This is a genomic window from uncultured Imperialibacter sp., from assembly GCF_963974565.1.
GTDB lineage: Bacteria > Bacteroidota > Bacteroidia > Cytophagales > Cyclobacteriaceae > Imperialibacter > Imperialibacter roseus.
Map to the genome: position 1 here is coordinate 19,360 of NZ_CAXBCJ010000020.1, position 21,298 is coordinate 40,657.

Here is a 21,298-nt window from a genome sequence, read left to right on the forward strand (position 1 = left end):
GTTTATCTATGGCTTGTTTTAGGTAATCTTTTTTCGTTTCAGGCTTGTTTGTTGAGAAATAGCACTGCTTGGTTGAATAAATTTTCTTCACAGCAGGAACGTTCACTACTTCGCCAATCAATTCATAAAGGAGGGTGGATGAAAAAGGCGATGCTTTTGAGTGGTCTATTTTTCGGTTTCATTACAAGTCGGGCAGAACAGGTTTTTTTCACAGGTACGGTGAAGGATGCCTGCATAGACGTCCCATTGATTGGAGCCGTTGTCAGCTTGAGCGCATACCACGATAAAGCAGTTAAAACCAGTACAATCACGGACTTTAACGGAGCATTTTCCATAGCACTTCCCGCTGACGGAGACTTTTTACTTTGCGTCTCTTTTCCTGGGTATGTCAGTTTTAACAACCGAATCACCGGTAGTGATTGTGGGGAGAATATGAACATCGAACTTTCAGCAGACCTGATATTGGATGGAGGGAAAGCAAAAAAAGTTAAAAGAAAAAAGCGTAGAAGCGGCTTGCGGCTGGCTGTCGTGGACACGCCAGGGGAACAGTTCTATCGCAGCAAAGAAAACGACCCAATGGCACTTGCCAACTCCATGACAAGGAAGATGAGAAACAGACTTCAGTTGACACCCACGCAGGAAGCAGTGATTGAGCTAACCAACCAAAAGTATTTTTCCCGGGTCATTGAGCTACAATCAAACCCTGGCGACAGCACCTTCAACGCCAAATTATACCAAGTTAGAAAGTCCAGAAACCAACGACTGGAGGAACTGCTCACAGCATCGCAATATGAAAAGTGGTTGAGGTATTCGGACAGCGAACAGTAACGGAGCAGATTCTAAAATGGGTTAGCTGATGCTGGTCGTTGAGATTTTCGGATGGTTGGTTGAAAAAATTTCGGCACCCGGGCTTTCAGCATCAATTTTATTGAAGATTTCAATTTTCCAATTGTAGTAGGAGTGAGAAAAGGGTATGGGTATTAAGAAAATAGCTGGCAAGTTAAAAGTTATGGTTCTGCTGCTCGGTATTGCTGTGGCAATCGCCAGCTGTGTAGAGAATGACCTTCTGCCGGTGTCGGTAGATTTGATCGATGATATTACCCCCGACTTCATAATTATTGACACACTTACACTTGATGTGTCCACTGTTCGTCTCGATTCTTTTGTAACATCCGATACCGAACGTTTGCTGGTGGGACGTCATGAGGACGAATACATTGGGGAAATTACGTCGACCTCCTTTTTCGAAGTAGCCTACCAGGACTACTCGTTTTACCCGCCTGATGCTTCCCGGTTCGATAGCCTGACCCTTGTGCTCTACTACGACTATAATTACTTTGATACCCTTCAGACTCAAACTATCGATATCTACAGGTTAGCTGAAAACATCGAGTACAACGCCTATGGCACCGTTTACAACACTGCCGATTTTACGTTAGAAAAGGCTCCACTAACGAGCCACTCCTTTAAGCCAAGACCTAATACCACTGATTCTCTTGAGATTAGGCTTCCAGACAAACTAGGCAAGGAGTTGCTTCAAAAAGGGCTCACCAGTGCAGGCGAGCTTTTCAGCCTGGTTCTTTTTACTGATTTTCTCAAAGGATTTGCGCTGGTTCGCGGGGCAGGCAGTGAGGGTTTTTTAGGCTTTACAAAAGCCAATTCTAGTCTTAAGCTCTACTACTCGGACTACACCAACATACCCCCCACGCAGCTCACCTACAAGTTTCCCGTAAGCCAGGGCACGGTTTGTTTCAATAGGACAACCTTCAACCCAAAGTCAACGACCCTGCGAGGCCTTGAAAGCCAACTAGATGAGGTAAGCTCCGGTCTAACCAGCAATTACTCCTTTATCCAGGCGGGTGCCTACATAATGACAAAGGTGGAAATTCCACATATCGAGGAGCTTCTTATCCTGCCTGGCAGTGTGTACATACCCCACGCCGATTTGGTAATAAGGCCGGTAGCCGGAACCTACCGAAGCGGAACCAATACCAATCTGCCAACTTCTATTACCGGATATTATGGAAGCATTGACAATTATCCGCTGGGCGCATTTAACACCAGTAGTGAGTTTGTGCTTGATGACGAATTTGGGAAGGATACTTACTACCGCCTTGAAGTGACGGACCTGGTAAACAACCTGCTCGACACGGATCAGTCAAACGATTACTCCATTCTTTTGGGCCTTGACGAAAATGCGATGCTTTTTGGTGCAGGCAGGGTGTACTTGAAAGACGGTGCCTGGCAGGACGGTATGAAGCTCCAGGTATACTATATACCTCTAGATACGGATGAGAATTAAACACACATAGATGAATAAGATGAAATAGCCATATGGAAAGTCCATACCCAGCAGAATGAATAAAGTCGGAGAATAGTCGACTAGCGCTTCCAAAAGGTTTTGGCTATTCCATCTGGCCGCTAGAAAAATAAACTTTATACAGATGAAATGGATGAATTTAAGAATGAAATGGCTTCTTTTCCTGGGCCTGGGTATTATATCCACCGGATGTCTCGATGATAGTGAGGACGACGACTCACAGGGAAACTGGACCAAGGTGTCTGACTTTGAAGGAGTAACAAGAAGTGGCGCTGTTTCTTTCAGCATAGGAGAGAAGGCATATGTGGCTACTGGCTACACCGGCACAGAATACCTTAGCGATTTGTGGGAGTATGATCCGTCTTTGAACTTTTGGTTGAGAAAGGCAGATTTTCCTGGAGTGAAAAGAAGTGCCGCCGTCGCTTTTAGTGTCGCCGGAAAAGGTTATGTGGGTACCGGCTACGATGGATTAAATAATCTAGGCGATTTCTGGGAGTACGATCCTGCTACGGACACATGGACGCAAGTCGCTGACTTTGGCGGATCGGCCAGGTATGGCGCCGTTGCCTTTAATTCAAGCACCAATGGATACGTTGGTACTGGCTACGATGGCAATGACCTGAAGGACTTTTGGACCTACGACCCGGCTGCCAATGAGTGGACGCAGGTGATCAGTATAGGTGGATCCAAGCGGGTGGATGCAGTGGCATTCACTATCGACAACAAGGCATATGTAGGCACTGGCAGAAACAACGGTGTTTATCAGTACGATTTCTGGGCCTATGATATGGTGGCCGGGACGTGGCAGCAGATGCTGGATCTTGACGACGATGACGACTACCTGTTGGTTAGGCACAATGCTGTTGCTTTTAGCAGAGATGGCAAGGGGTATATCACGACGGGTAATTTTAGCGGCTTGCTGGTAAGCACCTGGGAATATAACCCTGTCACCGACCTTTGGTCCGAATATACGGGTATAGAAGGCCCCGCCAGGGAGGATGCAGTTGCATTTGTGGCAGGCAGCAGAATTTTTGTAACCACTGGACGGAGCTCCACAGTAAGGTTGGATGACATTTGGGAGTTCAAACCTGAAGAAGTGTACGACGAAGATCTTTGATGATGAAAGGCGTCATCCTAACATTTGTCTTACTTCTTTGCACCCTGGCTGTCGTTACGGGGCAGGATATTTATGGCTCGCCCTATAGTTACTATGGCATCGGCCAGCTGGTGACACAGGGCTCCGACATCAATACAGCCAAAGGAGGAACGGGCATTGGCAGTCGGCCGTGGTACGACTTAAACACCGCCAACCCGGCTGCCTATACAAGCCCGATTGTTCCGTCAAACTATATTTTCCTGGCCGATTATGCTTTTTCATTTCATGATTTCACCTTCAGCGACAGCCATTATAATTCGGTAGAAAGCTCCATCACCAACCTAACGATGTGGTTCAAGCCAATGAACAATCTGGGATTGGTGGTGGGTATGTCGCCCTACTCAAAAATGGGCTACAATATCAACGAGGTAAAAAACCTGGCTGGCTACGGCAATTACGATGTGTTGAACAAAGGCACAGGAGGGGTGAATCGCTATTATGTTGGGGCTGGTTATACGATTTGGAAGCGACTTTCTTTCGGCTTCAATGCCAACTACCTTTTTGGATCGCTACAGCGGGAAACGAAGGTGCAGCTGGACGAGCTGGACGAAACTTATGCCAGAGACCGGCTGTCTCTTGCCAACTTTGCTTTTGACTTTGGCATGCAGTATCAACAGAAATTCGGGAAGAATAGTTATATCAACGCTGGAGGCATATGGAAGAAAGGCACTCAGCTGAAAACTGTTCAAACCAACCAGCTCATCAACGCCGAAACGTCAAGTCTGCTCATCGGTTGGGATTCTTATCCTGATGATTATATAACCCCGGATGAATACGGAGTGGGGCTGGAGGTATCTCTATTCGACAAGGTGGCTGTCAGTGGCGATTTCCTCTATAAGGATTATTCGAAGGCTTTTCTCGGTAACGAGGTGACAATGCTTGATACCCGGAGGTTTTCCGGAGGCGTCGACTGGATGCCCAATCCGGCAAGTCAATCCTATTTTGGCAGAGCAGTTGTGAGGGCTGGCTTCTTCTATGAAACAAAACCCTGGAAGTTAACCGAGCAGCAGCTGGCTGGCTACGGGGTAACCGGCGGACTAAGCCTCCCCCTGAGCAATTATATGTCAAGAATTAATCTGGGCTTTGGCTGGGAACAAATGGGGACAAGCGCCACTGGAAGAGAGTCAGTTTACACAGTAAGTGTTGGCCTGAGCCTGCATGACAAATGGTTTCAAAAGCGGGCCTACGACTAGAAAATTTTGAGTTTGTAGACAACGAGTAAAGATTTATTCAAACCCTTACTCAATTGCAAAGACCACTGTGACATAACGGTGGTTTTTCTTTTTTTAAGCCTTTGCAAGGTGGACGGCTTTCTTCGTCAAATCATTCTATAACCTGCTCAACCAACTCCAGTCGCTTCACGACTTTGTTTTTCTCAAGTACCGTGCCGGGCGACAACACTGCGTTGGCCCCTACCTTGCAGTTGTCGCCTACCAGGGCACCGAATTTTGTGCTGCCGGTTTCAATAGCCCTGCTTTGATGCAGGACTCTTATTTGCTTGTCCGGTCTTTCATTATAATGATTGGCGATGACAGCGCCTGCTTCAAAGTTTACATTGCTTCCGATAATGCTGTCTCCAACGAAATTGAAATGAGCCAGGCTGCTGTGATCGAAAACGATGCTCGTTTTTACTTCACAGCCTGGTCCGATAGTCACTTCTTGCCCGAGGAAGACACCTCCACGCAGGTAAGCATGTGCCCCAATGAAGCTTTTCGGGCCAATAATAGCTGGCGCTTTGATGATAGCCCCTTTTTCAATTATTGCTGTTTTATGCACGGCAATACCCTCGTGTTTAGAAAAACCACTATCACAGGAAGCTAGCAAATCTGTGAGTATCTCCATTAGCCTTGAGGTAATTTGCCAGGGAGACAGGTTGTTATGCTTTTCAAAATGCGTATCAAATATTGCTATGTAGTCACCTATTGTCATTTTTGCTCGTTTCTTTACTAAAGAGGATGTCGCCCCTTGTTGACTGACTCAAATGAAGATATTAATTATTGCAACCACACTTATGGCTATCCAGATGATGTTAAGAACGGTATTTGGATAAGCTTTCTTGATATACGTGTAAACGGCCAATAAACCACTCCCAAGCAGGTTCAACAACTGAAACTCGAAGGATACTCCCTCCAAAAAACCGTAGCTCGTTAGCGCAAAGCCAGCCAATAGCAGAACAGCACCCACCCAGCCAAGTCCTTCAATCAGTATATTTTTCACAGTCATAAGTTAGAATGTAACCTTCTTTTCTTTTCGCCTGTAGGCGATTTCCTGGCCCTGTGGTGCCTGGAATTTCTCCGGGACGTGCTTTTTGATCTCTTCCATGAATGCTGTTATCATTCTTTTCTTCACAAAGTCACGACGGGTCATCAGACTAATGACCCGGAAAGGCTCAGGTGCAGCGAAACGTTTGAGCTTCATGGCATCGCTTTCTTTGAGCTGCAAAGTGCTCAGCTCGGGTAAAATCGTTATCCCAAGGTTTTTATCGGCAAGGTTTCTCAGCGTTTCCAGGCTGCCAGAGGTGAATTCAAGGGTGTTTTCCTTCTTGTCCCGCAATTCACAGAACTGAATGATTTGCGAACGAAAGCAGTGGCTCTCTTCAAGCAGCAGCAGCTCATTGGGGTCAATGTCTTCTGCCAGTAATAGCTCTTTGTCAAACTTTCTTGCCGAGTACACCACAAAAGGCTCATAGTACAGGGGAAAGGCGTTGAAAAGCTTAGTGTCGTCGGGGCTTACAAGTATTCCGGCATCCAGTTTTCCTTCATCCAGCTTTTCAAGTATTTCTTCTGTGACATGCTCTGAGATTTTCAGCTTGATATGAGGGTACCGGATCGTAAACTCATAGATAAAAAGGGGGAGCAGGTAAGGAGCGATGGTAGGGATGATGCCAATTTGCAAGTCGCCGGCAATCGTGTTCTTTTTTTCCTGCACCAGCTCCTGTATTTTGTGTACCTCCTGCAAAATGAGCCTGGCCTGACTAATCAGGATTTTACCCGTTTCAGTGGGGACCACAGGGTATTTGCTCCGGTCAAAAATTTTTATGTCATATTCTGACTCCAGCTTTTGGATCATCATGCTCAACGTAGGCTGAGTGACGTGGCACTGATCTGACGCTTTTGAAAAGCTTCTCTCGTTATCGAGTGCTACTATGTACTCAAGTTGCTGTAGGTTCATTAAATCATGTTTTCTGCAATATAGATCATATCTATTTAATCATAAAAAAAATCAGTTTGAATTATAACTATATCAACAGTACATTTGTGCTGTAGAAGCATAGATAATATTAGTTACCCAGCTAATAAAGTAGGTGTTTATAAGGAGTAGCCGGTAGGCTGCTCCTTTTCACTAAAAGCGAAAAAGGAATGGATTTTTTTCATTCGATACGACAAGGTGATCTTGCTGGTGTGAAGGCGATGGCAACAGCGGAAAGTTCGCTGCTGACAAGGCCAGATGCCCGTGGCTTTACACCCCTTGTATTAGCGACCTATAGCGACCAGATCGAAATCGCAAGGTTTCTGCTTTCAAGTGGTGTCGATGTAAATGCTATTGACGCTGCCGGTAACACTGCATTGATGGGCGTTTGCTTTAAGGGCAATGCTGAAATAGTGGAATTGCTTCTTGAGCATGGAGCTGATGTAAACATTCAGAACAAGCAAGGAGCCTCTGCCCTTATTTATGCCACCACCTTTGGTCAGGTTGAAATTGCAAAACTCTTGCTGGATGCTGGGGCCGACAAGCAATTGAAGGACAACAAAGGGAACACAGCCCTGACCCACGCTCAGGCACACGGAGCGGAAGCGCTTGTGAAACTGCTCGCATAAAAAAAGCTCCCAGGTTAACTCTGGAAGCCTTTATTTCCTTCATTCTGTTCTCCAGCCGCTTAGGGTCTTTCTTCTTGTAATGAAAGGATCCAGTTGGCTATTTTCATCGCATCTTCGTCTGATACTTGTGGCATTGGAGGCATTTCCGTAGAATAGCCAGGCCAGTTTTCGGGTTTAGGTACCCTGATAAGATCCACAATCTGTTTTGCAGTGTATCTTCTGGCTGCGATGTCTTTATAAGCCGGCCCAACCTGCCTTTTGTCAACCTGATGGCATGCAAGGCAAGTGTTTTTGGCCAGAATTGGCTTGATCTCCTCAGTCGTCAGCACAGCGTTGGCTGAAGCCTTGGGAGTTGCTGGTTTTGCAGCGACTTTTTTAGGCGCTACCTTTTTAGAAGCCGATGACCGTTTGGTGCTCACCTCCGTCATGTTCAATTTAGCACCTGCCGGAATATTATTCAAAGTGTAGTAACCAGTGCCGTGGAGCACCGATGATCCATTTGCAGACTTTATCCCCGGCAGATTGATCTCATGTACATAATATTGGCGGAGGTTGTCAACCACAAGTCTTACACTCATGCCATCGTCGGCTACCTTCACGCCTTTAATGCCGAGTTTTTCTGTATTAATAGGCGGGCTTCCATAAACAGAGTGGTACTTGTAAATGAAAGACTGTCCGGCGTATGAGTCGAGGTCTTCCGCAGTGGTTTTGTCGACTGGCTGAGTGAAACGAATCTCAAAGCCGTCGGGCATGGCTTTCACGGTTTGCATTTCGAAGGGAGTCTCGCCTGTCCACACCACACGTTCAAGGCCAGATGTAGTGCTTCCTGCCGAGCCCCAACCCCTGTTGGTTTCTCCAACGAAGAGCGAACCATCATGGCCCCAGCTCATGCGAAGCACGCCCGATTGGAAATCTTTGATAAAGTCGAAGGCCACACCCTGGTAGTCTCCGTTCACTTTTTCAAGGCTTACCCTCATGATTTTGCTTTGACCCTGGTCGCCAATCAAAAGCTGATTTTTGAATGGGCCAAAGCTGGCGTCGTCACCTATCTCAAGAATTTCTGAATTCGAAATGCCCAGGATACCATGAGGCAACCATACCGCTGGCAGCGTAATCTCAGGTACCGCTTCTTTTGCATGATACAGCATTTCCGGGTTTTTCTCATCGGCGTTATTTTCCGGCTTGAGGTACCGGCCATCTACTTGCTCTCTTTCGTCATGCACTTTAGCATAGAATTCTTTAGCGGAAACAGTTACGGGAGATTCCGCTCTGTCGGCCCATTTCAAACCTGCCGGATGCCCGGTGAAGCTTCCTTTTTTGATATGCCATATACCTCCAGAGCCAATCCAATCACCCTGGTTGTCGGCATAGAATAGTTCTCCGTTGATCATTCCTAGTCCAGCGGGTGATCGCATGCCAGTAGCCCATGGCTCCATATCGCCTTCTGGTGAAATACGCATGATCCAGCCTCTCCACGGCACTCTGCTTTCACCTCTCCACCACTCCTGGTCGCCAAAGGCCACATTGCCTGATACGAACATGCTTCCGTCAGGGGCTATTTTGGGGCCATAAGAGTATTCATGGTAGTGACCTGATACGGGCCAGGCATAGATGGTTTCATACACATCGGCCCGCCCGTCGCCGTTGGTGTCCTGCAGCTTTGTGAGCTCACCTCGCTGTGCTGTCAACAGGGCATTCTCTTTGAAAGTCAGTCCCAGTGGCTCGTGAAGGCCGCTGGCGAAAAGGGTAAAGGAAGGCAAGTTGCTATTCCTCATGTACGGATCCTCTACTATCCAAACATCACCTCGCCTCGTAGCGAGGGCCACCCTTCCGTCAGGAAGCGTTGTGATGCCACCTACTTCGAGGAGCATGGTCTCCGGTGTGGGGATGGTAATGATCTTGTAGAAGTCGCTTTCTTCAGCTTCCTGCGAGAAAGCGTTGAATCCAACAAGCAGGGCTATTAATGAGATGTATTTTTTCATGATTTCTTTCAGATTTTATTACCAAACAATTTGATAAACAACCGAACCAGTTGCTGGCACCAGGAGCTCTTTTGTGGCCCCCTTGTCGGCAATAGTGGCCTCCTGTGCTGATTTCAGCTCTATGTAGTAGTCAAAGCCGTCGATGGCATAGGCTCCATTATCCAGTTTTCTAATCTGGCTGCCTTCGGCTATTCTGACCTGGCTGCCTGTCGGCGCATTTTCAACAGATATTTCCCTTTGAAGCACTTTTCCTTCTTCCACCAGCTTGCTCTTATCTTTCACGCTCGCTCCGCTGTAAGTATAGAGAAAGGTTGGAAGGCCATCGCCATCAAGGGTGTACCCGCTGCTTCTGAAATCAGGGATGTTGTTTAGCTCAAGGTTGGCACTGCTTTGTCCAGGCAATACCAGTGTTGGCTTGCTGGTCAGGTACTCCACCACACCAATTGGCCAGAATGAGCCGTCACCTCTGTCGTGCCACATCGGTGTTGCGTCAATGAAACCACCTCTCCAAAGGCACACTACGCTACCACTTTTCATGTCGTAGATGTAGTTAAGACCGGCAGGATTACCCACGGCAATGGTATGCGTAAGCCTTTGGCTTCTGTCTCTCTTGAAATCAAGAAATGCTCTCAACAGCCTTGGACTATTACCAGTTTCGACAATAATCGGAGAGGCCACGTTGCTGGCAGGAGGGAAAGAGCTAAAGGCGTGCAATGCCTGAGGGTAGCTGTTGGAGCTTTCTACCCACAGTCCCATGTTTGGACTCGCCCAGCTCACATATTTAAAGTAGGTAATTTCAGCCGAATGGGTGCCTTTTGTAAGCTTTACGGGCTTTCCACCTCGCTCATAATAGTTGGAAATCGTTTGCCCATCAATGACCAGCTTCATTGCATTGCCGGTATTGGCGCTGAAAGTGTAAGTGTCGTCAGCTGGTATTTCCAGGGCTCCGTAATATTTTACAGCAAACTCGTTGTCCTTCTTTGCTACTTCCCAGGTCAGCTGCTCTGTTGAGCCTATCGAAGTCGGCTTCAGGTCTTTAAAATCCTTCTCACTTTCAAAATGGCCATCAAAAACCTCATAATTGATGCCTGTTAGCGACACGTTAGCTGGCTTTAGTAATCTGTAGCGAATGTTTCTGAAAGCCACCGGGCCATGATCTCCCTGGATCATCAAGGGCCCTTCTGCTACTTCCTTGTCATTAATCGGGCCGCCCGTAAGGCGTGGTACTTCAAGGTTGTCGTGAATGCGCACACCATTTAGCTCCACAAATACAAACCGGGCATTTTCTACTTTTTCACCTGCGGAATTGAACCGGGGAGCCTGGAAAGAAATTTTAATTGTTTGCCAAAGGCCAGGGGCTTTTGCCGCATTTACCCGGGGTGCCTTTCCGGCATAAGCCTTTGCTGGCTCATTTTCCCAGTTGCGATAAATACCTCCAATGTCTCCAAAGCCAGGGTTTTTCACCCCCCAGCTGTCAAGGAGCTGTACTTCGTAGTTGCCCTGAAGGTAGATGCCAGAGTTGGACCCTTTGGGAATCATGACCTCAAGCTCCAGCTCAATATCGCCATGAGTCCAGTTGGTGACCAGGTTATCTTTTTTCTGGTCGTCGTTGAAATTGAGGAGGATGCCCTGCCCGGAAGTATACTTTACTGGATGCTCCGGCTCAGGTGCGGCCTTACTCTTTTTCTTCTTTTTGCCTGTTTCAACTGGCGGTGCCTCATGGTGAATGGATAGGTTTCTGTCCATCGTTACGTCGCCAACTATCATCCAGTTGCCGGCCTGAGCCTTGAACGCTGACAGGTCATTTAGCGGGAGTGTTTTGTATCCTTCCTGAGCCCAGCCAGCGTATGCTGCCAACCAGAGAGTCAGTGAGAATGTTAGTCGTTTCATCATATGTATCAGTAGTTATAATTTCTGAGTAGCAAAAGTGGGCTTTACTTAGCCCATAAAACAAGCCATTGTATGTACCTAAATAGGCGGGGCTGAAATTAGGCTGAAATATGAATTTTGGCAAAAAATGGAAGGAAATGTGGCGCTCGCAATTGTAAAATAGAGTAAAAACCATCAAAGAAAAGGGCTGCCTTCCGATTCTTTAAAATTCGGAAAGCAGCCCCAAAAGAGAACTGACGTTACTATATAAAATCTACTTTTTGAGCAGCTTGAATCTTTGCGTTTGATTTTTCGATTCGAGTACTAAAACGTAAATGCCTGCACTGAGATTTCCCGGCAGAAGGATAGCGCTGAAAAAGTCACCACGTCTGTCGGCTAACCCTTCGCCTCGCAAGATCAAAGCCCCATTGAGGTCGGTCATATAATAGTATATCGGAGAGTTTTTCTCAAGACCCCTGGCAGCAATATTTATATCCGACTGGAGCGGGTTGGGGTATGCATTGATGGAAGGAGTTTCCTTCTGAATCCTGATGGAAGCAACCTTGCTGTAGTCAAACTGGCCATCAAAGTCAATTTGCCTGATCCTGTAGTAGGATGTTCCCCAGAATGGCTGGAAGTCAGTGAACGCATAATCCTGCCTGTTGGTCGTGGTACCAGCGCCGTTTACTTCGCCAATTTTCTGATACACCATGCCATCCTCAGAGCGCTCAATTTCGAATAAATCATTGTTAGTTTCGGAGCCTGTGGCCCAGTCGAGTATCGCAACGCCATTTAACTCAGTAGCGCTAAAGCTTAAAAATTCGACCGGGAGTGGGGTTGTATCTTCGTCGGTCGTGCCAAAAGTCACGAACTTGGTACTATAACTAAGGGGTCCGGCAGTCATTGAGCCTCCTGTTGGCGAGCCGCTAGGAGCGCTCGTGGTGGTGATCATGTCCCACAGGGTTCCCGACCAAAATGCCATTCTAAGATTGCTGATGGTACTTTGAACATCAGACTGGCTTGTCCATGACAGTTTAACGCTTGAACTGGCAGGTGAGGGTACACTGATCATCCAGTATTCATTATCGCTCACTTTCACAATGCCGTCGGCAGGGTCAACTGCTGTCACGGGGCCAATGGCGGACGCTCCTCCATTGTAATATTCTACTATCCAATCCTTGGTGCCTACATAGCCAGTCGGGGCCTTGATTTGCATTTCACCGCTTCTGGATCCCTTACCCACCGGAAAGGTGTAGGATGAAACGTTTGGTGGCAGCACTCTCACAAACGGCCCGTTCACGTACCTGGCTGAGCTAAACCCAAACAATGTGCCATTAAGTGTTAATCTAAGCGTGTTATCGGTATTGGTAGTTATGAGTCCATTTGTGAAGATAAGCTGTCCATCTACATCCACATCTGCATTGGCACTAATTCCCCTGGCGGCGTCAGTGTTGTTGACAATGGTGACTCCGTTTGCATTATTGATTTCAAGTTTATTAAATGCATTGGTTCCAGTGAAGTTGCCTGACACACTCTGGGCAGCAGGGCCTCTCAGTACTATTTTGCTTGCTCCACCACCATTGTCGAAGCTTGAGTTATCGGACTTGTATATGTTTCCATACACTGAAGTCGAATTATTGCCGTCTGGAACCACCACTTTAACTGTTCCTAGTATCTCCAGGTCTTCACACACTTTAAGTGTATTGTTATTGGGTACAGTCCTGTCGCCGGCGCCGGAAAAAACCAGCCTTCTGACATTTGGTATATCGTTGAGCACAGCGTAAGAACCACTACCAGCAAACTCAAGGCCGCCTCCGCCAATGCAATTAGCATCCGGAAAGAATTCCTGATAGTCTCCTGTGGGGAACGCTACAGAACTTCCGTCAGAGGTGAGTTTCAAGGTGCCGGCACCGGCTACAAAGCCGAGGTTGTGGTTGGAAAAACCTGAGGCAATTTCCAGTGTTGCACCCGCCTCAATTGTCGTTTTCCTGATCCGGATATTATTGGAATTCAGAACCAGGGTGTAGCCAGACTTAACGACAATATCTGACGAGGAGCCAGGGGCTGGTGACGTCCCCTCCTGGTAGGAGGCGTCGCTGTAATAATTGCCAGACGAAGCCAGTTCGTATGTTGTAAAGGAAGGAACCATATCAGGTATGGCGGCACCGCAGAGCAATGAGGAGCCATTGTTCTGTAAGGTCACACCAGCAGTATATATACCCTCAAGGGTTCCGTCAGTATTGGAATTGAGAGGGTAGACGATTCTCAAATTGTTTTCGTCAAATTCAGACTCCGTAAATACTTTGTCCCAGAATGATCCAAGGTTATAAAGTCTTGCAGGCCCGTAATTGGCTACTGTATAGGGGGCGGTTACCGAAAAGTCGGCTGCATCATAATACATTTCCAGCGTGCCATTGAGGCCTGTTACGCCGCTCGATTTGATAATCCAATAGTATTGCAGTACGTTGTCGGAGTCAACTATCTCGGGATCGGTGCAGGCTCCAGCCGTTTCTGCGTCCTCGGCAATGGGGGCCAAATCTGCAACCGGCCTGAGGGTAATATAGCTGGCAGAAATATCGTTCACCGTTATCACAGCTGGCGTATATGATGTAAGACCGACTGGAAAGGTGAAAGTGGTGTTGCCTGCTGTAATCGTTGGAAAAATCTTTCTCAAGCCAAAGTCTTTAATGGAGCTGTTGGTCTGAATCATCCTGTGCACGTTAAAGTCTGTATAGGCTTTTCCACCGCTTCCATTTTCTATGGTTGACGTCTCAGGAATGATAAGAAGGTTACCTCCAATATCAAGTACTCCGGTGGTGAGAACGAGCTTTTGGTCTACCTGAAAGTTTTCGTCAGTATCAGTGATGATAAGCCCTGCTGCGTTATTAAGGTTTACAACCCCAAAATAGCTTAGTCCTGAAGAAGACCTGCCAAGGTTTTGTTTCTCTGTCCCATTAAAAACTATTCCAGGCCCTGCTGCTGCGCTTATATGTGTGGCGTCGTGCAGTAGATCCTTCTTAATGTTGAAGGCGTAAGTGGAAGTGTTCAGCGTGCCAGCCAGGATGTCGGCATTATTTGCAACAGTCACGGACTTTGCAAGTACAAGTGAGCCTGATCCTGACTTTTCAAGATTCCAAAAAGTGGTAGTTCCAGAGCCCGATATCGTTCCAGTGGAAGAGGTTGGGAAGAAGGTCGTTTGGTTGTTGGCAATCGTGCCAGCCGAAACAAATGTACCATCGTTTACAATGCCCTCATTTACCGTCAGATCCAGGCCATTGGCATTAAATGTACTCCCCGTAGTGATGGACAGGTTGTCAACGGTGAGCGGTGCTGTGTATATTTTAGCCGTCACGTTGGCAGACCCAATCCGCAGTGTTTCAAGATTGATGCTGGAGTAAATGCCGAAGTTCGTTTGCGAAGCGGGCGTATCTGCATTTCCAAGAGTAATTGTGGAGCCATCGGTTATACTGCTTGTAGCCGGGGAAAGTCGAACTGTTGGTACCGATGTTGAGTTGAGGTGGCGAACTACGGTAAAAGACTCTCCTGCTGCTTCGTCAATATCAAGATTGAACTCGCTTCCGGGGTTGATCACCTCAAATACTCCCCTTGTGGTGGTTGGAACTGCGTTCTTTCCAAATACTGCAACACCTCCAGTTTGCGTGTACTTAAGAATGTCCGAAGTTGATGTGGTGCTTCTCCTTACCTGAGAACCTACTGTCAGATTGCCTGCAGAAAGTTCGATGGATGCATTTCCAGAAGCTGAGTACTCTATAAAGTTGTTGACTCCAACGCCGCCATCCATGTTCAGCGAGCCGCCACTGATGACGAGTGGTCCGTCAAGTATAATACCAGTGTTGGCGCCGTTTACCCTGGCTACACCTTGTTGGATTTCTAAGCCGCCAGATCCGGAGGTCGCTTCAGTATTGAGGGAATTCGGCAGAAGGAAATTACCGCCTCCACTTGAGAGTGTCACATCGATTAGTGGGTCATTCAATACAAGTTTCCCATTAACTATTTCAATGGCCTTGGCCGCAGTATTGGTTGCACCGCTTAGTGTAAAATTGTCATTAAATGTGAAGCTGGCAGATGGGTTTTCCTTCTTATTGATGGCTATTCTGTACAGCTGGGGGGTATTGCCACTAGTTGTGGTGAGTGACCCTGAAATGTTTCCATTCAAAGTGAGATGGATATTTGACTCGCCATTTCCTCCGAAGATCAACCCATTGCCGTTAGGAGTAATAGTGGTGTTGCTGCCTGTGGTGTTTAGCACTATGTTGCCGCCTACCAATAAACTATGGTTAACTGTGCCACCACTTTGTGCCCTGATCACGCTACCGCCAGTAGCTGCCGCCCCCGATGAATTACCCACATAGACATTTCCGGCCACAGTAACTGTGCGGGCTGTTCCCGAGTTTTGCAGCCTTAGCTCTCCTCCTCCAACATTAGAAACCAGAGGCGCCAGGTACAAATTGCCATTGATCGTGGCATTGCCGCCGGCTCCATTTCCAAGAATGAGATTGGAATTTCCTTGAATTTCAAGATTTTGGTTGGTAGTAAAATCTTTGGTAATCGTCAGTTCTCTGTCATTAACTCCCCAGCCATCCGTGCTTATCATCAGGTTGGGCATTTCGTCTGGGATATTGTTGATAGTGTAAGTTTCGTATCCCTCATACAAAAGATAGGCGGAATCCTGTGAAACAAAATCTCCCATATCTATGCTCGCAAAACTAGGGTCTTTTCTTGTGTCAGGTCCGAATCCACGTATTCGTATTGTGCCTTCTCCCTCAATTGTTTTCGCAGCTATTATTCCGGTAGAACTCCATGTCAAAGTAGGTCTAAATTGGAAGATGTTAACACCCCCAAGTTCCGCCAGGTATTTTCTGGCCACAGGAGCGTTGCCCGACCCATCTGTCATTTGCTGGAAGATAAGCCTCGCTGCCTCCAGATTACCGGTCTCTATTCTTGCAGAGTGGGGGTAACCCCGGTAGGTAGTTTTAGGGTCGTCGTAAGGGAAAAAGCCAATAATTGCAACGTCTCCGGGCCCTGGGGTGGCGGGTGAATCAGGGTTGGTACTTAGGTGTGGATTGGCGCTGTTGAAGCCAGGCTGATCAGAGCGGGTCCAGGTATTGGCAGTTTCCCATCTCGGCTGCGTGCCCGTAAGGTCACGACCCTTCGTGTAGTACACGAGAGGTGTGCCCGCAAATCTTGAAGTCTCTCCCGCAGTAAAATTCGCATTGGCCAACGGAAAACCTACAAAGCCTGCTTGAGAAAACTCTCCTCCGGTACTTGTTCCATTAAAAGTGATGTAGCGGGTAGCATTGTTTTGGTTTGTGTTTTGATAAGCAGATGTGACAATGTCCGTCAGGTCACTTACAGGGTTAGACTCGTAGGCCCTTGTAAAGGGCGTCTCATCAAGAACATAGCCAGGCACATAGTTTTCCTCTAAACCCGCAGGTTCTAAGCTAGGCCGGTCTACACCAGCAGTTACACTGTTTGCTGCCCTGTAATAGAAGCGAAAAGCCACATTTGGTACTACCGTAAAGTCACTGTGCCTCACTCTCCAGTAGTGTTGAAGTACTTGTCCTCCCGACAGATCCGTTAATTGCAGCTCGCCTGAGACTACGTTGATCTGGACATAGCCATCGTCGGAAAAGTCCTTCACTTTCATTTGGGCTGGTCTCGAGTAGAAAGTAGTACCACCATCGAGCGTAAATCCAACCGGAAAAGTGATAGGGGCGGTATTGTTTAGCCTCGACGTTTCATCTTCTGTTATCGTGTTGCCTCTTACCTTGAGCTTGAGGCCACCATCACTGGGGTTTCCGTCGGTAAAGACGAGGATGTTTCCGGTAATGCCTTCGTTGTTTACTCTAATGACGCTTGTGTTGGCTACGTCACTATTAAAGAAGTTTCCTCCGCCATTGTTGATGTTCCATATCTCATCAATGGTCAAAGTGTGGTTTTTTACATAAACCCTGCCGTTAAGGTATTCTACTCTTTCGAAAAGAACATCGCTATTCAATTCGACTGTAGTAGCCGCCCCCACGTTGAACCTGATGTTTCCGAAGATTGCATCATTCGTCGTAGTGATGGTAACTGGCGGGTCTTCTCTGAAGCGAATTTGTGCGGTGGGGGGTGTGCCAGAGGCTGTTGGGTATGGGCCTGCGCTGAAGTAAGTTCCCAGACGGTCGTTGTTGGTGATAGCTCCCCAAATCCTCAGCGTATAAGCATTTTGATCCATCGTTCCGGATAGCACAGAAATGTCTCCGTTAACGTCCAGTCTGATTCCACCAGTGTTTCCCGTTCTCGCCACCAGCCTGAGCTCATTGCCGCTGGTTCTGTTGAGCACCACGCTACCAGTTTCTAGCTGCCCGATTCCGTTCGTTACCCCGTAGTAGACAGTGTCGACAGTAGAAGTGCCAATCGTCTGATTGAAAAAGGTAGTGTTATAACTTGTTGGCAGATCTGCAATACCGTCATAAGGAGCAACGCCCCCAAACACAGCCTGGTAAGTAGAGTTTCTCCCAATATAGAAGGAGCCACCAACATATACGTCATTGTTATTGATAGCAGATGTGATAGGTGCAAATACAACGGGGTAGTTTCCCAGCGGGTTGTTGTGATAGGTGTCGCTGTATCCGTGGATTATGAGGTCGTTAAGTGCTACCAGAGGCTGTGCAGTGACGGATGGCTCATCTAAGCCTCCTCCGGTACCTGATGTAGTGCCGATGAGGGCGATATTGCCCACTGAAGCTGCGGTAGCTCTCATTTTTACATTGTAGAAAGGAGCCCTGGATGTAACTCGGTATTCGGTGGTTGTGCTTGACTGGAAAGTGACCGTGCCACCAGTTACCACCTGATTACCAGGGTCGCAGTTGATAAATATACTTCCTCTGAGGCTGGAGGTGCCTAAATTGTTTCTGCCATTCACAATCAGATCGCCACCGGTCATTACAAATACATTACCTGTATAGGTAAGGGAGAATAGGGCGTAGTCAGCATTGACTGACCCGCCGCCATTGATGGTAACAGTACCACCATTTTGTTCGTACGTTCCTTGAGCAGAAAGGCCGTTTACCGATGTTCTGAACGCTGCCATATAAACAGTACCACCATCGACTTTCAGCTTTCCGGCGTCTCTCAGAGTTAAGCCGCTTCCAACGGAAGCTATTAGCTTTCCTGACGTAACTTCTACAGTTCCATAAGGCACAATGGCCGTGCCGCCGGTTTTGGCCACAAACCCTCCGTCAATCTGAAGCTTTGCCGTTTTTGGGATTGAGTAATTTCCGGTAGTATTAATTACAGGGACTGCTACGTTAACCCCCAGTTTTACCGTTCCTTTGATAAGGGCGAAAGCGTTCAGGTTGGATGTTGCCGCAGTTATGTCCGAGTTGACATCGTAGTTGGCTCTTCCGAGCAATCGGAAATAAGCACTGTCCGGCGCTTGAATGGAAAGCGTGAAGGATTCGTCTGTTCCTTTGTCGATAACAATTCTTGAGAAATAGGTCAGGTTGTTGCAGTCGACGGTCTGATCTTTGGTGGCGCTATTGAAAAAGGTGTTGACCCTGCCCGTTACATCGTCCGTAGTGTAGTAGGCTGTCGATGGGCTGTATCTGGCCGCCAAGGAAGCAAAGTCTGTCCGGTTAGTGAAGTATGACTGACCATCGTTGGTGAAGTTGCCCGAAATGGTAAATGAATGAGTAGCGTTGGCATTTGCTGTAGTTATGCTTCCTATCCTGGTACTGCCGTTGTCTTCCACTATTACGTCGCCGCCAACGGTGAGGCTTCTGGCTGTGGTAGTGCCGTCGCCAAACTGAAACTTTCCGTTTCTAACGGTGAGGGTTCCATAGAGGCTGTAGTTGGAAGCGAGAATGACCTTGTCAGTGGCCGCTGCTTTGTCGATCCGCAGATTCTTGAAGGTTCTTGCAACTGCTAATGTCATGTCCCCTGCGCCAGCCATGATCAAAGTTCCGCCGTTGTCGGGGTCAGAAAAGCCGATATTCCCTGTTGTAATACCCGCTGGGAAGTTGGTGGTGCCGCCATTTCCCTGAAGCCTGATCTGACCGTTGCCGTTTATCGTTTTGAAGTTGTGACCAGTGGAAGTTGTAAGATACAGGTTGCCACGCACCTCCATAGAATTGACGGTTATGTTATTTGTGCCTGGCTGAACGGTCACCGTTCTGCCTGGTCTGATAATTACATCGTCTTCGGCACCAGGGATGTTGTTGCCGGGGTTCTTTACGATAGGTGCTGTGGAAGCGTCCAGCGTCCAGGTAGCTGAATTCGACCAGTCGCCGTCCTGAAACACATACCATGTTTTCGATGTAAGCTGAGTTCCTTTCCCTAATGTATAATATCCGGATTTAAACCTTGAGGCCGGAATAGAAACCACCACTTTATCGCCACTTTCAAGAGAATATTTGTCCACATATATGCTCGTGAAATTAGCGGAGACATCACTTCTGTAAAGCAGAACATATTCGTTGAGGTTACCTGAGTAGGTGAGTCCGGCATCGCCAAAGTCGAAAAGTAACTCTGCATTGACACCGCCTCCGTTGACTACCCCAGACTGGCTTACTTCTGCGTACCAACTTCTTGCCCAACGTGAGGTAACACCAGCTCCGATTTGGGTGGCAAGCCCGTCGGCATGTGCTGTGCCATCGTGAGCAAAAGCAACAAACTCTCCGGCGTCCAGTGAGCTGTTTACTTCTCTTATCTGCAATGCGTCGGAAGTGGCAGAAGTCACCTTGACGGTGCCGTCTACTGTCCCCAGTCCTCTGTATTGAGTGAAGTAAGAAGTATTGTAGGTGCCCAGGTTGCCAAAAATATCGTTTGTGGTCAGGTTGATCCCATATTTGTGACCAAGCATGTTTTCAATAATGACCCTTTGCGGGGCGCTTACTGCTCCATTGTAGATGATGACCTCCGCAATATCGCCTGGAAAGCTTCGGTTGTCGCTAAGGTTGAAATTTCCAATATATAATGGTGATGCATTGTCTGGCAAAGGAGTTGTTACATTGGCGCCACTGCTTGTTACAGAGTTTCTATTGAGGAAGAACTTGTTGCCGGCCAGCGTGTGATCATAAGTGGTTGAGATAACGTAATTGGTGTTATCGGTGACGCTTACATTGGCCGTACCGCCATCGCTGATATCGGCACTGATGCTGCCGGAGTTTCTAAATAGTCGGTAAGACTGATTGGCTCCAACTCCCGTTCTTTTGTTTAAAATCCCCTGGACGCCGCTATTTTCGGTTCTTATTACTAAAAAGAAACTCATAGCCGACGACCAATCCAGCAGTGAATTGTCATTTACCGCCAAATTATAGTTGGTGCTGCCCGTTGGTCCAAAATTAATGGATGGCTTGTTGTTCAGGTTGGAATTGCTTGCAGTATAGGTTGGCTGCCATGTGCCATTTGCCTGGGCAGCATTCAGCCCGTTGCCAGATTGATCGGCCCACGCACTTACTTTACCGCTTGACTGGGTAATACCTGCATCGGCTTTCAACCACAGTACGTTTCGGGGAGCAATTGAACCATCGCCACTACCAATGCCCGCCGGGCCGGTTTGGGCGTAGGTATTGGAAAATGCGCCAAGTAATGAAAGGAAGGTGGCAGCGACAAAAACATTTCTCATAGAAGCTAGAATGACTTACTTAAATCGGAAAAGGTATCAAAAGCGGATTAAAAGGGTAAGTTTATAATACTACATTCAAAATTAGACAATTCTAATATAGTGCCGGAGCAGTTGGTAGAAGAATTGCCAGTATTCGTCGAATTTTCGGACAAAAAAGTACATGACAATGAGTTTTGATTATCGAAAAAGTATGTCTTGATTTTTGGCGACACTAAGATTTTGAGCTTTGATAAGATGTGCGGAGATTGTTATATTTTGAACATAAGTACTGAATTTGGAAACGATGAGCTGATTCTGAGCCCGCCAGCTTAGCTAATGATTCAAGTAACACGCTCATTTTTCCATAAAAAATGGTAGAAATATTACATCAGTTAGTTGATCGTCTGTCGTTGGTACGGAAATGGGACTATTTCTACCTGTTTTAGGGGAGGTTTATGCCGGTATCGCTGAGTTATTTTTCCAGGAGAATTTGAATCAGGGAAATGACCTTGATTGGGGTAGTTACAGGTAAATCTATATTTC

The 21,298-nt window shown here is 47.3% G+C and carries 11 protein-coding genes; 5 read left to right on the top strand and 6 right to left on the bottom strand.

Annotation, left to right across the window (positions count from 1 at the left end):
- Positions 1–138: 138 nt before the first annotated feature.
- From AAC052_RS22235 to AAC052_RS22250, 4 genes are all read left to right on the top strand, one after another.
- Entirely contained in the window at positions 139–828 is a 690-nt protein-coding gene (locus AAC052_RS22235) for a carboxypeptidase regulatory-like domain-containing protein (protein WP_339815553.1), read from the top strand.
- A gap of 181 nt (positions 829–1,009) precedes the next feature.
- Positions 1,010–2,302, top strand: coding sequence for a DUF4270 family protein (locus AAC052_RS22240; RefSeq protein WP_339815555.1), 1,293 nt, complete (start codon positions 1,010–1,012; stop codon positions 2,300–2,302).
- A gap of 142 nt (positions 2,303–2,444) precedes the next feature.
- Positions 2,445–3,437 carry a kelch repeat-containing protein gene (locus tag AAC052_RS22245; protein WP_339815556.1) on the top strand — a complete coding sequence of 331 codons (993 nt, stop codon included), beginning with the start codon at positions 2,445–2,447 and terminating at the stop codon, positions 3,435–3,437.
- Positions 3,437–4,669, top strand: a complete 1,233-nt coding sequence (locus AAC052_RS22250) for a hypothetical protein (protein ID WP_339815557.1) — start codon at positions 3,437–3,439, stop codon at positions 4,667–4,669. Before AAC052_RS22245 ends, AAC052_RS22250 begins: the two co-directional genes overlap by 1 nt.
- A gap of 130 nt (positions 4,670–4,799) precedes the next feature.
- Here AAC052_RS22250 and AAC052_RS22255 read toward each other — a convergent pair whose 3' ends face one another.
- The 3 genes from AAC052_RS22255 to AAC052_RS22265 are packed head-to-tail and all read right to left on the bottom strand — an operon-like array spanning position 4,800 to position 6,647.
- Positions 4,800–5,405, bottom strand: a complete 606-nt coding sequence (locus AAC052_RS22255; protein ID WP_339815558.1) for a DapH/DapD/GlmU-related protein — start codon at positions 5,403–5,405, stop codon at positions 4,800–4,802.
- Between the two features lie 48 nt (positions 5,406–5,453).
- Entirely contained in the window at positions 5,454–5,693 is a 240-nt protein-coding gene (locus AAC052_RS22260) for a hypothetical protein (protein WP_317489860.1), read from the bottom strand.
- A 9-nt stretch (positions 5,694–5,702) separates the two neighbouring features.
- Positions 5,703–6,647, bottom strand: a complete 945-nt coding sequence (locus AAC052_RS22265; RefSeq protein ID WP_317489861.1) for a LysR substrate-binding domain-containing protein — start codon at positions 6,645–6,647, stop codon at positions 5,703–5,705.
- A gap of 188 nt (positions 6,648–6,835) precedes the next feature.
- Here AAC052_RS22265 and AAC052_RS22270 point away from each other — a divergent pair, with 188 nt between their 5' ends.
- Positions 6,836–7,294, top strand: coding sequence for an ankyrin repeat domain-containing protein (locus AAC052_RS22270; RefSeq protein ID WP_339815559.1), 459 nt, complete (start codon positions 6,836–6,838; stop codon positions 7,292–7,294).
- Positions 7,295–7,353: 59 nt separating this feature from the next.
- Here the strand turns inward: AAC052_RS22270 and AAC052_RS22275 are convergent, their stop codons facing one another.
- From AAC052_RS22275 to AAC052_RS22285, 3 genes are all read right to left on the bottom strand, one after another.
- The gene (locus AAC052_RS22275; protein WP_317489863.1) at positions 7,354–9,276 is read right to left on the bottom strand and encodes a c-type cytochrome; all 1,923 of its coding nucleotides are present in this window, start codon (positions 9,274–9,276) and stop codon (positions 7,354–7,356) included.
- A gap of 18 nt (positions 9,277–9,294) precedes the next feature.
- On the bottom strand, positions 9,295–11,169 hold the full coding sequence (locus AAC052_RS22280) for a family 16 glycoside hydrolase (protein WP_339815560.1): 1,875 nt from the start codon (positions 11,167–11,169) through the stop codon (positions 9,295–9,297).
- A 250-nt stretch (positions 11,170–11,419) separates the two neighbouring features.
- Positions 11,420–20,776 (bottom strand): hypothetical protein, encoded by a 9,357-nt coding sequence (locus AAC052_RS22285; RefSeq protein ID WP_339815561.1) that lies wholly within the window; start codon positions 20,774–20,776, stop codon positions 11,420–11,422.
- Positions 20,777–21,298: the final 522 nt, after the last annotated feature.